Below are 14181 nucleotides of genomic sequence, written 5' to 3' on the forward strand. Positions count from 1 at the left end.
GCGCTCGAGAGCGGCGAGGTCGACCTCGTGGCCAACGCGCTGCCGCCCTCGCAGGTCGAGCGGCTGCGGTCCGCGGACGGCATCGAGGTCGCCGAGGTGCCCGGGCTGGGCTACGCCCACCTCGTCTCCAACATGGTCGAGCCCCGGCTCGCGCTGGTCGACGTGCGCCGGGCGCGGGCCGCCGCCGTGGGCGCGGCGGACTCCGCCCTCGGTGCCGAGCGGGCGGCGGTGCGGCGGGAGGTGGACCTGCTGCGGGAGGGGCTGCGGGCGCACGCCTCGCGGACGGGCTCCGCGCTGCAGGCCGCGGTGCTCGTCGCCGTCCCCGACGCCCTCGTCGAGAGCGCCGGCCTCGCCGGGCGAGCGGCCGGTCCGTGGTCGTCGCTGGCGGACGTGCTGGCCGGTGCGGTGATGCGCGCGGCGGCGGAGGGGGCGCTGCAGGGCGGTGCCCTCACCGACCTGCGCGAGGCCCTGGCGAGCCCGCCGGTGGGCCGCACCGACGAGCTGGCCGCGCTCCTCGACCGGGCGCGCGCGCTCGGCGTCCCGCCGCCCCAGTACGGCGCGGCCCTCGAGGGCTACTGGACCAGCCGGGCGGCCGACGAGGCGGGCATCGACCTCCTGGCGTGGGACGTCACGGCCGGGGCGGACGCCAACCGGGGCACCATCGAGGCGGTCTACCGCTACTACGCCGACCTCTACCTGGAGGACCCGGACCTGGAGTGGGCGGGCATGGCGGCGCTCATCGGCCCGTCCTTCGCCGCGGGCTTCTTCGACCTGGCCCAGTTCCGCGGCGTCGCCGAGCGGCTGCAGGACCTCCCGCTGCCCCCCGGCGTCCGCCTGCCACCGGGGGTCGAGGACCTCGCGCAGCTGGGCGAGGACGAGCTGGCCTTCTACGAGACGACCCTGCTGTCCATGCAGAAGGAGATCTTCGGCGACATGGCCCCCGGCCACCAGGCCTACCGCGAGGGCGGTGCGGCGGCGCTCGAGGAGATGGCCGCCGCCGGCGTCCTGCCCGGCACGACGGCGCAGGCGTGGCGCGACATCGCGAGCGGGGACCGCGACCGCGTCGCCGCCGGCAACGGCGCGCTCCTGCTCCGCGAGCAGTACGAGGTCATCGACGACGACTACGACCGGATGCGGGCGCACGCGCCCTCCGGCGAGGCCTTCACGTGGGCGCTCACCCTCGTCGGCGCCCCGAGCATCCCCGGCGCGTCCGGCTACCCCGACGTGTTCCCCCTCGAGGTGGCGGTGGAGACGCCGGGCCCGGAGCGGCTGGGCCCGTGGGACAACCCCGCGCAGGGCACCGCGCACGTCACCACGCCCTTCCCGGACGGGAACGTCGCCGACTTCGACGACCGCTGGGCCCTCATCGAGGAGGACACCCTGCCCGCCTACCGCTCCCTGCTGGACGACGACCCCGGCACCGTCCGCGCCCTGCTCGAGCAGGACGTCGGCGAGCGGGTCGAGCAGATGCGCACGCTGCCGCACCGGCTCGACGACATCGCCGCGCAGCTGGCCGACTGGGACGTGAGGTTCGAGCAGTGACGACGCCCGCCCGGACCCGTCGCCGCGCCCTGCCCGCTCGCGCCCTCCCCGCCCTCGTCCTGCCCGTCCTCGTCCTCAGCCTGACCGGAGCGTGCACCGTGGGCCCCACCACCCCCGACGAGCGGGGCAGCGCCTCGGAGCGCCGCCAGGCCCAGCGGGCCGCCGTCGCCGACCTCCTGGCTGACGGCACGCTCGTCCTCGACCTCGACGACCCCCCGGCCCGCGTCGACCTCGCCCTCCCCGAGGGGCGCACGTCGATCCCGCTCGAGCGCGACGGCGGCGGGCTGGAGGTCCTCGTCACCGCCGGCGGGCAGGACCTGCTGCGGACGCCCGCCGACACCGTGGTCGTCAGCGCCGCCGACGGCACCGCCCCTCCGGGCTCCGTCGTCGTCGTGCGCCGCGGGCTGACGGACGACGAGCTGCGCGACGTCGTGGACGGCGCGGTCGCCGACCTGGGCGTCGACCGGGCGCGCGCCGACCTCGCGCTGCGCGACGTCAGCGGGGACCTCGAGCTCGACACCACGCGCGTCCTCGCGACCGACGTGGCGCCGCCGGCGTCCCTCGAGGTCGAGGTCGGACGCACGGCTCTCGAGGGCGAGGGCTTCGTCAACTACCACCTCGACTGGTAGGTCGCCGCCCGCGGACGGCGACCTCTCAGAGCCGCGTCGCCGTCTCCACGAGCCGTGCGACGGCCAGCGACCGGCTGTGCGGCGGCCAGGCGATGACGGTCGTCACCTCGGGCGCGTCGACGACCGGGACGGCGGTGACGCCCCCGCGCAGGTGCGTGCGGGCGACCTCGGGCACGACGACCGCCGTCCGCCCGAGGGACACCAGCTGGACGAGCTGGGCGTGGTCGTGGACCTCCGGTCCCGGGCCCTCGGGGTAGGTGCCGTCCGCGCGCGGGTAGCGCGGCGGGGGCAGGCCGGGAAGGTCCTCGAGGTCGGTGAGCCGCAGGCTCGTGCGGCTGCTGAGCGGGTGGCCGGCGGGCAGCAGCGCCACCTGCCCCTCCGTGCGCAGCGCCTCGACGTCGAAGCCCTCGACGTCGTCGATGGGCGGGTGCAGCAGCGCGACGTCGACCCGGCCGGTCCGCAGCAGCCGCGCCTGCTGGCCCGGCCCGCAGAGCACGACCTCGACGGACACGGCGCCGGGCTCGGCGGCGTGGGCGTCGAGCAGCTTCGCCAGGAGCTCGTCGGACGCACCGGCCTTCGTCGCGATGGCGATGCCCGGCGTCCCGGTCGGAGCAGGGGCCGCGCGCCGCGTGCGGTGCTCGGCCGCCTCCAGGGCGTCGAGGGCCGCTCGGCCCTCGCGCAGCAGCACCGCGCCGGCCTCCGTCAGCGCCACCGAGCGGCTGCTGCGCTCGAGCAGCGGCGTCCCGAGCCGGCGCTCGAGCTGGGCGACCGCCCGCGACAGCGGCGGCTGCGCCATGCCCAGGCGCTCGGCCGCGCGGGAGAAGTGCAGCTCCTCGGCGACGGCGACGAAGTACCGCAGCTCCCGTGACTCCACGGCGGGCACGCTACGCGCGCCCATACCCGTGCGGTATCGCTGCGCCCCGGGCGGTCTTGGACGGCCGTCCCGCCCCGCGCGCACGCTCGTGGGCATGAGCGAGACGACGACGGCCCTGGTCACCGGGGCGAACAAGGGCATCGGCTACGAGATCGCGGCGGGCCTCGGCGCCCTCGGGCACCGCGTGGGCGTCGGGGCGCGGGACGACGCGCGGCGCGAGGACGCCGTCGCGCGGCTGCGCGCCAGCGGGGTGGACGCCTTCGGCGTGCCGCTCGACGTCACGGACGACGCGAGCGTCCGGGCGGCGGCGGCGCTCCTCGAGGAGCAGGAGGGTCGGCTCGACGTCCTGGTCAACAACGCCGGCATCACCGGGTCCCTGCCGCAGCAGCCCTCGGCCGTGGACCTCGACGTCGTCCGGACGGTGGTGGAGACGAACGTCTACGGCGTCATCCGCGTCACGAACGCGGTGCTGCCGCTGCTGCGCCGGGCGCCGTCGCCGCGCGTCGTCCACGTCTCCAGCGGCGTCGGGTCGCTGACCCGGCAGTGGGCCCCCGCGGACGCGGCGGCCCAGGGGCCGGTCGCGGTGGCCTACGCGCCGTCGAAGACCTTCCTCAACGCCGTGATGCTCCAGTACGTGCACGAGCTCGAGGGCACGGGCGTCCTCATGAACGCCGCCTGCCCGGGCTTCGTGGCCACCGACCTCAACGGCTTCCGCGGGACGCGGACGCCGCAGGAGGGCGCGCGGACGCCGGTCCGGCTCGCCACGCTCCCGGACGGCGGCCCGACCGGCGGCTTCTTCGAGGACGCGGGCGTCGTGCCGTGGTGAGGCACCCGTGACCGGCGGGCGCCTCCCCGGCCGTCCTCGGCCGAGCGCCTACAGGTCGACGCGCCGTCCGCTGGCCGCGGACGCCAGGACGGCGTCGAGGAGCGCGTGGCGGCGGACGGCGTGCGCGAGGTCCGGGACGGTGCGGGGGCCGCCGTGCAGCTCCTCCCGGACGCCGGCGTAGGCGTGCGCCAGGGCGTGGAGGGGCGTCCCTCCCAGGTGGGGGAAGGCGTCGTGGCCCGCTGGCACCTCCACCGGAGCCAGCTCCTCGCCGCGGCGGGCGCCGCGGATCGTCACCGTGGTGAGGTGGGGGTGGTCCGGTGCGGTGGCCACCAGGGTCCCCGCGGTGCCGTCGAGCTGCACCGAGAAGCCGGGCCCGGCGGCGACGCCGCCCCGCTGGTGAGCCGAGAGGACGGCTCCTCCCGGCAGGGTCCCGGAGACGGCGACCTGGTCGTCGGCCGTCACGGGCGCGGCGCGCCCCGTCCCCTCCAGGGGCACGGTGGTGCGCCGGACCGCCGTCGTGGCGACGACGTCGCGCAGCTCGCCCGTGGCCATGAGCACCGGGTCGATCGCGTGGCCGAAGGCGATGGCCAGCATCGTCGCGCCCTGCGTGCGGTCGAGGGTGTACGCCATGCGCCGGGAGACGGGCGTGCCCCACTCCGTCACCGCTGAGACGAGGGTGACCGACAGCAGGTCACCGACGCAGCCGTCGGCCACGAGGTCGGCCAGGTACCGGAAGGCCGGAGCGGACCGCCCGTGCAGGCCGACGAACGTGGGCCGCCCGGAGGCGTGGGCCGCCATCTCCTCCGCCTCCGCGCGGTCGACGGCGACGGGCCACTCGCAGAGGACGGCCGCGCCGGCGGCCAGCGCGGGGAGGACGAGCTCGCGGTGCCGCGGCGTCTTGACGGCGACGACGACGAGGTCGACGTCGTCCGCGGCGGCCAGCTCGCCCGCCGAGGCGTACGCGGGCGCGCTGAACCGCTGAGAGGCCACGCGCGCCGACTCCGGTGAGCCGGCGACGAGGCCGCGCAGCTCGAAGCCGCCGGCGGCGGCCATCGCGGGCAGGTGCGCCCCGGCTCCCCAGCCGCCGCGCGCGCTGAGCCCGACGACGCCGACGCCGATCCGTCCCTCCGTCACGACCGCTCCTCCTCGCCGCAGGTGCTCGGTCGTCAGACCTGGTTCATGCCGCCGTCGACGTGGAGCTCCACCCCGTCGACGAAGCTGCTCTGCGACGACGCGAGGAAGACGACGGCAGCGGCGACCTCGTCCGGGTCGGCGACGCGCCGGGCCGGCAGGCCCGCCGCGACCGTCGCCTTCACCTCCTCGGCCCGGGCGCCGAAGACCTCGTCCCAGAGCGGGGTGTCGACCGGTCCCGGGGACACGACGTTGACCCGGACGCCGCGGCCGCTGAGCTCGTTCGCCCACGTGCGGGCGTAGGAGCGGACGGCGGCCTTCGTCGCCCCGTAGGCCCCTTGGCCCGGTGTCCCGCTGCCGCCGGCCGTGGAGGCCACGAGCACCACGGACGCGCCCTCGTTGAGCACGGGCAGCGCCTTCTGCACGGTGAGGAAGGTCCCCTTGACGTTGACGTCGAAGAGGCGGTCGTGGGACTCCTCGGTCGTCTCCTCCAGCGTGGCGACCTGGTTGGTGCCGGCGTTGGCGACGAGCACGTCGACGCCCCGCCCGAGCTCGCGCACCTGCTGGTACAGGCGCTCGACGTCACCCGTGACGCTGACGTCCCCGACCACCGCCGTGGCGTCGCCGATCTCGGCGACCGCCGTCTCGAGCTGCTCGGCGCGGCGCCCGGTGATGACCACGTGCGCGCCCTCCGCGGCCAGCCGCTTGGCCGTGGCCAGCCCGATGCCCGCGCTGCCGCCGGTGACCACCGCGGTCATGCCCTCGAAGCTCCCCATGACGTCCCGCCCTTCTATCTGTACCGATCGGTATGGAAAGACGCTAGCACGCCCGTCGGCGGGGCCGGGCGGACTACCCTGCCCACGTGGCGACCACCCCCAAGGCGCTCGGGCGCCCTCGAGGGTTCGACGCGGACCGGGCGCTCGACCAGGCCGTGCTGGTCTTCTGGGCGCAGGGGTACGAGGGCGCCAGCCTCAGCGACCTCACGGCGGCGATGGGCATCACCCGGCCGAGCCTGTACGCCGCCTTCGGCGCCAAGGAGGACCTCTTCCGCGCTGCGCTGGGGCGCTACTCGGCGGGCCCGGGCGCCTACGGGACGCGGGCCCTGGAGGAGCCGACCGCCCACGGGGTGGCCACGGCCTTCCTGCACGGCGCGGTCGACACCACCACCGGCCCGGACCGTCCGCACGGGTGCCTCGGCGTCCAGGGGGGGCTCACCACGTCACCCGGTGACCGAGCCGTCCGCGAGCTGCTGGCGACCTGGCGCAACGACGCCTGCGCCCGCCTGGCCGAGCGCTTCCGCCGCGCCGCCGCCGAGGGCGACCTCCCTGCGGGCTCCGACCCGGACCTGCTCGCCGAGGTGCTCATGACCGTCGCCAACGGCATCGCCGTCCAGGCCGCCGGTGGCACGGGGCGCGAGCGGCTGCGTGCGGTCGCCGACGCGGCGCTGCGCACCTGGCCGCCCGCCTGACGGTCCGACCCGTCAGGGGCGGCGCGCGATCTCACGCCCGGGGCCTGACGTGGGCATCGCGGCGGAGGCCAGCAGGGCCAGCTGGTCCGCGTCGCCGGAGCCGGCGTCGGGGTGGAAGACGACGAGCATCTGGTCGTCGGTGCCGTTGATGGTCAGCCGCTCGCGGTTGAGGGTCATCGGACCGACCTGCGGGTGGTCGAGCCGGATGGGGGTGCCCCGCTGGCCGCGCACCTCGTGGCGGGCCCAGAGCTGGCGAAAGCGGGCGCTCGCCAGCGTCAGCTCGCCGGTCAGCTCGATGAAGCGCGGGTCGTCGACGTCCGTCCCGACCGCCTGCCGCAGGGCCGCCACGAAGCACTCGGTGACGCGCTCCCACTCCTGGTGCAGCGCCTGCTCGGCCGGGTCGAGGAAGAGGGCCCGCAGCTGGTTGCCCCCCGCGACGAGGCGGGGGGAGAGCGCGGTCGCCAGGGGGTTGGCCGCGAGGACGTCGAAGTACCGGTCCTCGATGAACGCCGGCTGCTGGAGGGAGGCGAGGAGCTTCAGCGCGCCCTCCGGAGGCACCGGCCGGCGAGCCGGGCGGCGGCGTCGTCGGGGCACGTCCGCCACCAGCGTCAGCAGGTGCCGGAAGTGGTCGTCGTCGAGCCGGAGGACGCGGGCGATCGCCTCGAGCACCTGCACGGAGGGGTGGCGGTCGCGGCCGCGCTCCAGCCGGAGGTAGTAGTCGGCGCTGATGCCGGCGAGCATCGCCACCTCCTCGCGCCGCAGGCCCGGGGTGCGGCGCACGCCGAGGGCGGGGATGCCCGCCTGCTGGGGCGTCACCAGCTCGCGCCGCGCGCGGAGGAAGGCCCCGAGGGCGTTGGTGGGCTGCGTCACGCGACGAGCGTAGGTCGGTCGGGCGTGCGCAGCGGGGGTCCTGCCGCACCCCCGGCTGCTCGGGGCTCTGGGTGGGTCGCGCCCCCGTTCCTAGCGTCCTCGAGAGGCCCGACCGGGCCGGATCCTCGAGAGGGAGCACATGACCATCAGCTTGATCACCGGGGCCACCAAGGGCATCGGGCTGGAGACCGCGAGGCAGCTCGTAGAGCTGGGGCACGTCGTGTACCTCGGCGCGCGCGACCTCGTCCGCGGCGAGCGCGCCGCCGCCGAGGTGGGTGCGAGGGCGGTCCAGCTGGACGTCACCGACGAGGCGTCGGTGACCGCCGCCCTGGCGGAGGTCGACGCCGCCGAGGGCCGCCTGGACGTCCTCGTGCACAACGCGGGCGTCCTGGAGACCGGGCTCGACGGCGACGCCGCGCTGCGGTCCTTCGACACCAACGCCGTCGGCGTCGTCCGGGTGACGCAGGCGGCGCTGCCCCTGCTGCGCCGGTCGGACGCCCCGCACGTCGTCACCGTCTCCAGCAGCGCCGGGTCGTTCTGGGCGGTGACCACCCCCGAGCGACCCGAGCACGACCTGACGCTGGCGCTGTACTCGGCGTCGAAGGCGGCGGCCAGCATGCTGACGCTGCAGTACGCGAAGGCCGAGCCCGGCGTCCGCTTCAACGCCGTCGAGCCGGGCACCACGGCCACCGACATGACCGCCGCCTTCGGGATCGGCCGACCGCCGCGGGAGAGCGCCCGCGTCGTCGTGCGCCTGGCCACCTCGGGCCCGGACGGCCCGACCGGGACCCTCTCCGACGAGACCGGGGTGCTCGCCTGGTGAGCACCACCACGCGCGTCCCGCAGGCTCTGCCGACGCCCCGGGCGGCGTCGTGGGCCGCCGTCGTCTCCCTCGGGCTCGGCATCTTCGCCATCGTCATGGCCGAGTTCCTGCCCGCCAGCCTGCTGCCGCGCATCGCCGAGGACCTCGGGGTCTCGACGGGCGCAGCGGGCCAGAGCGTCACCGTCACCGCCGCGGCCGCGGTGCTGTCCGCCCTGCTCCTGTCCGCCGTGCTGCCGCGGGCCGACCGACGCCGTGTGATGACCGGCCTGACGGCCCTGGCCGCCGCCTCGAGCGTCGTCGTCGCCCTCGCGCCGACCTTGGCCGTGCTGCTGGTCGCCCGACTGCTCCTCGGCGTGGCCCTCGGCGGCTTCTGGGCCATGGCGGCCGCCATGGCCGCGCGCCTCGTGCCGGCCGACCACCTCGGGCGCGCCCTCACCGTCATCAACTCCGGCGTCGCGCTCGCCACCGTCGTCGCCGTCCCGCTGGGCTCGTGGCTGGGGGAGGTGTGGGGCTGGCGCGGTGTCTTCTGGCTCGGGGCCGGCGTCGCCGCCCTCGCCCTGGTCGTCCAGGCGGCGACCCTGCCGCGTGTCACGCCCACGGTGACCGGCGGGCTCGGGGCGCTGGGGGCGACGCTGCGCTCCGGCGTCGTGCTGCTGGGCCTGCTGGCCGTCCTGCTGGTCTTCGGCGGTCACTTCAGCGGCTTCACGTACGTCCGGCCCGCCGTGGAGAGCCTGTCCGCCGTCGGCGCCGGCGGGATCGCCGCGCTGATGCTCGTCTTCGGCGTCGCCGGCGTCCTGGGCACCGCGCTGAGCGGTCCCCTGCTCGACCGGACGCTCCGGACCGGTCTCCTCGCCTTCCCCGCCCTGGCGGGCGCCGGGATGCTCGTCGTCCACAGCGCCGGCGGCTCGGTGGTCGGCCTCGTCGCCGGCGTGACGCTGTGGGGGCTCGGCTTCGGCGGCGTGCCGACGGCGGTGCTCACGTGGGGCGCCCGCACCCGGCCGCACCGCCTCGAGCAGATCGGAGGGCTCGTCGTCACGGTCTGCAACGTCGGCATCGCCGTCGGCGGCGTCGTCGGGGGGCTGCTGGTCGACGCCGTGGCCCCCAGCGCCCCGCTGCTGGTGGGCGGCATCGTGGTGGTCCTCGGCGGGGTGCTGCTGACCGGCCTGCGCCGCAGGGGCGACGCATGACCACCCTCGGCATCCTCGGGACGGGCCAGGCGGGGAGCACGCTCGCCCGGGCGGCGGTCACGGCCGGCTGCGACGTCGTCCTGGCGAACTCACGGGGCCCGGAGACGCTGCGGGACCTCGTCTCCGACCTGGGGCCCCGGGCGCGGGCGGCCGGCGCCGAGGAGGCCGCGGCCCTGGCCGACGTCGCCGTCCTCGCCTTCCCGTACGCCCCCGGTGCCCGGCTGCCCGTCGAGCAGCTCGCGGGGAAGGTCGTGGTCGACACCAACAACTACATGGCGTGGCGCGACGGCGTCATCGCCGAGGTCGAGTCGGGCCGCGCGACGGTGCACGAGCTCCGGCAGGGGCAGCTGCCCGCGTCGGCCGTGGTCAAGGCGTTCACGCACGTCCAGTTCCACGGTCGCCACCCGGTGCGCGTGCCGAGCGACGCGCTGCCGGGCCTCCTCCGGCTGGCCCGACCGGCGGGCGCACCCCACCGGAAGGCCCTGGTCGTCTCCAGCGACTCCCCGGAGGCGGTGGAGGTCGTCACGCGCCTGTACGACGACCTCGGCTTCGACGCCGTCGACAACAGCCCGTTGAGCGAGTCGTGGCGCAGCGCCCCCGGGACGCCGATGTGGCACCACCACGTCGACGGGCGGGGCCGGCAGGAGCTGGAGCGCGACCTGCGCCGGGCGACGCGGCCCGGCGGGTGACGACGCGGTGCTGCCCGCGGCGGTCGAGCCGCCGCGGGCGGCACCCGGGCAGCACCGCGGCGGCGGCCCCGCCGGCTGGGCGCCGCGCACGTCGGCCCGGACGGCCTCCCGGACGAGCGTGTCGCCGGACGTCGGTTAGAGGAGCTACCGGCTGCTGCGCGGCTCGTGGAGGGCCGGGGACGGCCCGGGGGGTCGGGTGAGGCCGGCCACGGCGCTGACGACGGCTGCGCGGCGGGCGGCGGCGTCCGGGGAGCCGTGCTCGGCCTGCAGCTCCCGGAGGGACCACGCGGCGCTGTCCCAGCTGATGACGACGGCGATGACCATCGCCATGAGGTCGGCCGCGGGGACGTCGTCGCGGACCTCGCCGGCCGCCTGGGCGGCCGCGATGGCCTCCACCCGCCGGCGGTACCCGGCGACCTCGGGCTCGAAGGGCTGCTCCCGCTCGAGCGCGGCCCAGTGGTACAGCCGCGTGACGTGGGGCCAGCGCTGCAGCCGGTCGAACATGTCGCCGGCGTAGCGGGGGAGGTCGCCGTCGTCGAGGGTCAGCGACTGCGCCAGCTCGAGCATGCTGTCGGCGACGGCCCTGTCGAAGAGCTCCTCCTTCGACCCGAAGTGCATGTAGATCGACCGCTTGTTGGCCGCCGCCGCCTCGGCGATCCGGTCGACCCGGGCGCCGGCGAGGCCGTGGCGGGCGAACTCCTCGACCGCGGCCCGCAGGAGGCGCCGCTTCGTGTCCGTGGCGTCGGGTGGCATGCGCCCAGCGTAAGTAACCATCTGGATGTTGACCAGCGTTCGGCGGGGGTGTACGAATGCATCCGGTTAGTTACTTACCTCGCTGGGGAACCGACCAGCTGCCTGCGTCCCCACCTCCTCACGGAAGGGCGGTCAGCCATGACCACCTGGCTCATCACCGGCACCTCCAGCGGCTTCGGCCGGCACCTGACCGAGCTGCTGCTCGAGCGCGGCGACACCGTCGCCGGCACCCTGCGCGACCCCTCCCGCCTCGACGACCTCGCCGCGCGCCACGGCGACCGGCTGTGGAAGCGGGCCCTGGACGTCACGGACACCGCACGGGTCCGCGAGGTCGTCGACCAGGCCTTCGCCGACCTCGGCCGCGTCGACGTCGTCGTCTCCAACGCCGGGTACGGCCTCTTCGGCGCCGCCGAGGAGCTTTCCGACGCGCAGGTCGAGCGGCAGCTCGCCACCAACGTCACCGGGTCGATCGCCCTCGTGCGGGCGGCCGTGCCGCACCTGCGCCGGCAGGGCGGCGGGCGCGTCCTCCAGGTCTCCAGCATGGGCGGGCAGACGGCCTTCCCCGGCATGTCGGCCTACCACGCGAGCAAGTGGGCGGTGGAGGGCTTCTTCGAGGCCCTGGCGCCCGAGCTCGCGCCCTTCGGGATCCTGACCACCCTCGTCGAGCCGGGGATGGCCCGCACCGGCTTCGGCGGCGCGTCCGCCGACGTCGCCCCCGCCCTGGCCGCCTACGCCGGCACCCCGGCGGCCGAGCTCGTCCGCGGACCGGGCCTGCCGCTGGAGGCGATGCCGGGGGACCCGCGCAGGATGGCCGCGGCCATGGTCCGCGTCGCCGAGCTCGCCGACCCCCCGCGGCGCCAGGCGCTCGGGTCCGACGCCGACGCGACGATCCGCGCCGTCCTGCAGCAGCGGCTGCTCGACATGGACGCCCACCGCGACATCGCCCTCAGCACCGACGCCGACGACGTCCTCGGGCGACCGGTCGCCGCGTAGGCGCACCGGGCCCGCACGCCGGGTGCCCGCTCGGCCCACCGCGCGCGCTGACGGTCGCCCCCGTCCCCGCACGTCGTCACCCACCCGCACCGACCACCAGGAGAGCCGCCATGAGCACCACCGACCGCTTCGCCGGCACCACCGTCCTCGTCACCGGCTCCGCCGGCGCCCTCGGCCGCAGCCTCGTCCGCCAGTTCGTCGCGGCGGGCTCGGACGTCGCCGCCACGGCCCGCACGCCCGACGCCCTCGCCGAACTCCTCGAGGAGACCGGCCCCGAGCACGCCGTCGCCCTGCCCCTCGACGTCACCGACCCCACCAGCTGGGGGGCGGCCGTCGGCGCCGCGGAGGAGCGCTTCGGCCGCCCCGTCACCGTGCTCGTCAACAACGCCGCCCGCCTCGTCCCCGGGACGACCGAGAGCATCGGCGTCGAGCAGTTCCGCGCCGTCCTGGAGACCAACCTGCTCGGCGCCCTGCACGGCGTCCGGGCCGTGCTGCCCTCGATGCGACGTGCGGGCGGCGGCTCGGTCGTCAACGTCGGGTCGATCTCCGCCCTCGCGCCGGCCCCCGGTCTCATCGCCTACTCCACGAGCAAGTGGGCCGTGCGCGGCATGACGGCGACGATGGCCAAGGAGCTCGCCCGCGACGGCGTCCGCGTCAACGGCGTCTACCCCGGCATCATCGACACCCCGCTCGCCCACGACCCGGTCACCGGCGAGGAGCTCGTGCCCGTCGACGGCTTCCCCATTCCCCGCCAGGCGAGCGTGGAGGAGATCGGCCGCTACGTGCTCTTCGCCGCCGCCGACGCCACCTTCTCGACCGGCGGGGAGATCGTCGCCGACGGCGGCTTCCTCCTCGGGGCGGTCGCCTGACCCGGCGCGCCACCCGCCCCGGGGCCCGGGGCGGGTGGCGCGGCCCCTCACGCCCGGGAGCTCCTACCCTCGAGCGGTGCCCACCGACCACGAGGACCGCGGCCCCGGCAGCTGGGACCCGGTGCTGCCGCGCCGCCACCCGATCGCCGTCGTGCGACGGGCGGCCCTGGTCGCGGGCCTGGCGCTCCTGCTGGTGATGGGGCTGCCCGTGGGCGCGGGCGCGCGATCGGCCGCCTCGTGGGCGGTCCTGGCCTGCGCGGTGGTGGTCGCCGGTGGGCTGGCGTGGGCCGTCGTGAAGAACCGGCGGCTCCGGCGCGGGCGGTAGGACCGCCGCGCCGGCGCGAGGCCGCCGACCTAGCCTGACCGGGTGCCCGAGCTGCCCGAGGTCGAGCTGGCCCGCTCCACGATCGCCGAGGCCGCGCTCGGTCGGACGATCGTCGACGTCGACGACGCCGACGACTGGGTCTGCCGGCCCCACGTGCCGGGCGAGGTCCGCGAGGCCCTCGTCGGGCGGCGCCTGACGGCGGCGCACCGGCGGGGCAAGACGATGTGGTGCGACACGTCCGGCGACGACGGCCGCGGCGACGACGGCCCGCGTCTGGGCCTCCACCTCGGCATGAGCGGTCGGATCATCGTCCGGACCGGCGACGGCGGCACCGTCCACGGCGGTGACCCCGTGCGCGGCGTCGACGGCACCGACGAGGCCGTGGCCAGGCCCGAGTGGTACCGCTTCACGCTCGTCTTCGAGGACGGCGGCTCGCTGCGGCTCTTCGACAAGCGACGGCTCGGCCGGGTGCGGCTCGACCCGTCGCTCGACGACCTCGGGCCGGACGCGGGCGAGATCGGCGCCGCGGAGTTCCGCCAGCGCGTCGGGCGAGGGACGGCGCCCCTCAAGGCGCGTCTGCTCGACCAGTCCGCTCTCGCCGGCGTCGGCAACCTCCTCGCCGACGAGACGCTGTGGCAGGCGCGGCAGGACCCGCACCGCCCGGCCGGCGACCTCTCGGTCGACGAGCTCACCGACCTGCACCGGGCGCTGCGCGCCGCGACCCGAGCGGCCATCCGCCACGGCGGCGTCCACACGGGCGAGGTCATCGGCGCCCGGAAGAAGGGGCAGCACTGCCCGCGGTGCGGTGCGGACATGGCGACGGGCCAGGTCGGCGGCCGCACGACGTGGTGGTGCACCGCCGAGCAGCAGGCCTGACGCTCCGCCGGAGCAGGTCGCGCGCGGACCACGAGCGCGGATCCCGAGGGGTGCGCCGTCGGCCTCGGGCCGGTGCGGACTTCGCCGGGCGCCACGCCGTGTGCTGGCCCTCGAAGTCCGCCCTCGTCGTCGGACAACGGCGCGTCGGCCCGCGAAGTCCGCCCTCGTCGTCGGCGCTCCGCGCGCCGACCCGCGAGGTCCGCGGCCGGCGTCACCGCGCGGCGTCGAGGCGCCGCAGGAGGTCGTCGACCGGGCCGACGGCGAGCATCCCGCTGCCCGCCCCGGCGACCTCGCCGACGGCGGGGGCCAGCGCTGCGCGGGCCCGG

16 protein-coding genes are annotated in these 14181 nt (G+C 76.7%); 11 read left to right on the top strand and 5 right to left on the bottom strand.

The features are described 5' to 3' along the window. Together HLB09_RS05405 and HLB09_RS05410 are read left to right on the top strand one after the other, a co-directional pair. Nucleotides 1–1542 (top strand): hypothetical protein (locus HLB09_RS05405; RefSeq protein ID WP_171202384.1); only part of this gene is annotated, 1542 nt, incomplete at its 5' end. Next, nucleotides 1539–2171, top strand: a complete 633-nt coding sequence (locus HLB09_RS05410) for an energy-coupling factor ABC transporter ATP-binding protein (RefSeq protein WP_171202385.1) — start codon at nt 1539–1541, stop codon at nt 2169–2171. The genes HLB09_RS05405 and HLB09_RS05410, both read left to right, overlap by 4 nt. 25 nt (nt 2172–2196) lie before the next feature. On the opposite strand, the gene HLB09_RS05415 is transcribed toward HLB09_RS05410, so the two are convergent. Continuing rightward, nucleotides 2197–3045 carry a LysR family transcriptional regulator gene (locus HLB09_RS05415; RefSeq protein ID WP_171202386.1) on the bottom strand — a complete coding sequence of 283 codons (849 nt, stop codon included), beginning with the start codon at nt 3043–3045 and terminating at the stop codon, nt 2197–2199. 94 nt (nt 3046–3139) lie between these two features. Between HLB09_RS05415 and HLB09_RS05420 the strand changes: the two genes are divergently transcribed. Then, entirely contained in the window at nt 3140–3871 is a 732-nt protein-coding gene (locus HLB09_RS05420) for an SDR family oxidoreductase (RefSeq protein WP_171202387.1), read from the top strand. A gap of 48 nt (nt 3872–3919) precedes the next feature. On the opposite strand, the gene HLB09_RS05425 is transcribed toward HLB09_RS05420, so the two are convergent. Continuing rightward, nucleotides 3920–5005 carry a Gfo/Idh/MocA family protein gene (locus tag HLB09_RS05425; RefSeq protein WP_171202388.1) on the bottom strand — a complete coding sequence of 362 codons (1086 nt, stop codon included), beginning with the start codon at nt 5003–5005 and terminating at the stop codon, nt 3920–3922. 32 nt (nt 5006–5037) lie between these two features. Further along, the gene (locus HLB09_RS05430; protein WP_171202389.1) at nt 5038–5778 is read right to left on the bottom strand and encodes an SDR family NAD(P)-dependent oxidoreductase; all 741 of its coding nucleotides are present in this window, start codon (nt 5776–5778) and stop codon (nt 5038–5040) included. 86 nt (nt 5779–5864) lie between these two features. Between HLB09_RS05430 and HLB09_RS19800 the strand changes: the two genes are divergently transcribed. Next, on the top strand, nt 5865–6470 hold the full coding sequence (locus HLB09_RS19800) for a TetR/AcrR family transcriptional regulator (RefSeq protein ID WP_171202390.1): 606 nt from the start codon (nt 5865–5867) through the stop codon (nt 6468–6470). 12 nt (nt 6471–6482) lie between these two features. On the opposite strand, the gene HLB09_RS05440 is transcribed toward HLB09_RS19800, so the two are convergent. Beyond that, entirely contained in the window at nt 6483–7340 is an 858-nt protein-coding gene (locus tag HLB09_RS05440) for a helix-turn-helix domain-containing protein (protein ID WP_171202391.1), read from the bottom strand. Nucleotides 7341–7479: 139 nt separating this feature from the next. Here HLB09_RS05440 and HLB09_RS05445 point away from each other — a divergent pair, with 139 nt between their 5' ends. The 3 genes from HLB09_RS05445 to HLB09_RS05455 are packed head-to-tail and all read left to right on the top strand — an operon-like array spanning nt 7480 to nt 10039. Further along, nucleotides 7480–8163, top strand: coding sequence for an SDR family NAD(P)-dependent oxidoreductase (locus tag HLB09_RS05445; protein ID WP_171202392.1), 684 nt, complete (start codon nt 7480–7482; stop codon nt 8161–8163). After that, nucleotides 8160–9350, top strand: a complete 1191-nt coding sequence (locus HLB09_RS05450; protein ID WP_212770592.1) for an MFS transporter — start codon at nt 8160–8162, stop codon at nt 9348–9350. Before HLB09_RS05445 ends, HLB09_RS05450 begins: the two co-directional genes overlap by 4 nt. After that, complete coding sequence (locus tag HLB09_RS05455; protein ID WP_171202393.1) at nt 9347–10039, top strand: NADPH-dependent F420 reductase; 693 nt, start codon at nt 9347–9349, stop codon at nt 10037–10039. The genes HLB09_RS05450 and HLB09_RS05455 overlap by 4 nt, the downstream gene beginning before the upstream one ends. Before the next feature lie 144 nt (nt 10040–10183). On the opposite strand, the gene HLB09_RS19185 is transcribed toward HLB09_RS05455, so the two are convergent. Beyond that, the gene (locus HLB09_RS19185; protein WP_171202394.1) at nt 10184–10792 is read right to left on the bottom strand and encodes a TetR/AcrR family transcriptional regulator; all 609 of its coding nucleotides are present in this window, start codon (nt 10790–10792) and stop codon (nt 10184–10186) included. 138 nt (nt 10793–10930) lie between these two features. Here HLB09_RS19185 and HLB09_RS05465 point away from each other — a divergent pair, with 138 nt between their 5' ends. From HLB09_RS05465 to HLB09_RS05480, 4 genes are all read left to right on the top strand, one after another. Next, nucleotides 10931–11785 carry an SDR family oxidoreductase gene (locus HLB09_RS05465; protein ID WP_171202395.1) on the top strand — a complete coding sequence of 285 codons (855 nt, stop codon included), beginning with the start codon at nt 10931–10933 and terminating at the stop codon, nt 11783–11785. Nucleotides 11786–11895: 110 nt separating this feature from the next. After that, nucleotides 11896–12654 carry an SDR family NAD(P)-dependent oxidoreductase gene (locus HLB09_RS05470; protein ID WP_171202396.1) on the top strand — a complete coding sequence of 253 codons (759 nt, stop codon included), beginning with the start codon at nt 11896–11898 and terminating at the stop codon, nt 12652–12654. Nucleotides 12655–12730: 76 nt separating this feature from the next. Further along, the gene (locus tag HLB09_RS05475) at nt 12731–12979 is read left to right on the top strand and encodes a hypothetical protein (protein ID WP_171202397.1); all 249 of its coding nucleotides are present in this window, start codon (nt 12731–12733) and stop codon (nt 12977–12979) included. A 42-nt stretch (nt 12980–13021) separates the two neighbouring features. Further along, nucleotides 13022–13855 (top strand): DNA-formamidopyrimidine glycosylase family protein, encoded by an 834-nt coding sequence (locus tag HLB09_RS05480; protein WP_171202398.1) that lies wholly within the window; start codon nt 13022–13024, stop codon nt 13853–13855. Nucleotides 13856–14181 lie beyond the last annotated feature (326 nt).

Origin of the sequence: Pseudokineococcus marinus (assembly GCF_013004605.1) — a bacterium.
In the GTDB taxonomy this organism is placed as follows: domain Bacteria; phylum Actinomycetota; class Actinomycetes; order Actinomycetales; family Quadrisphaeraceae; genus Pseudokineococcus; species Pseudokineococcus marinus.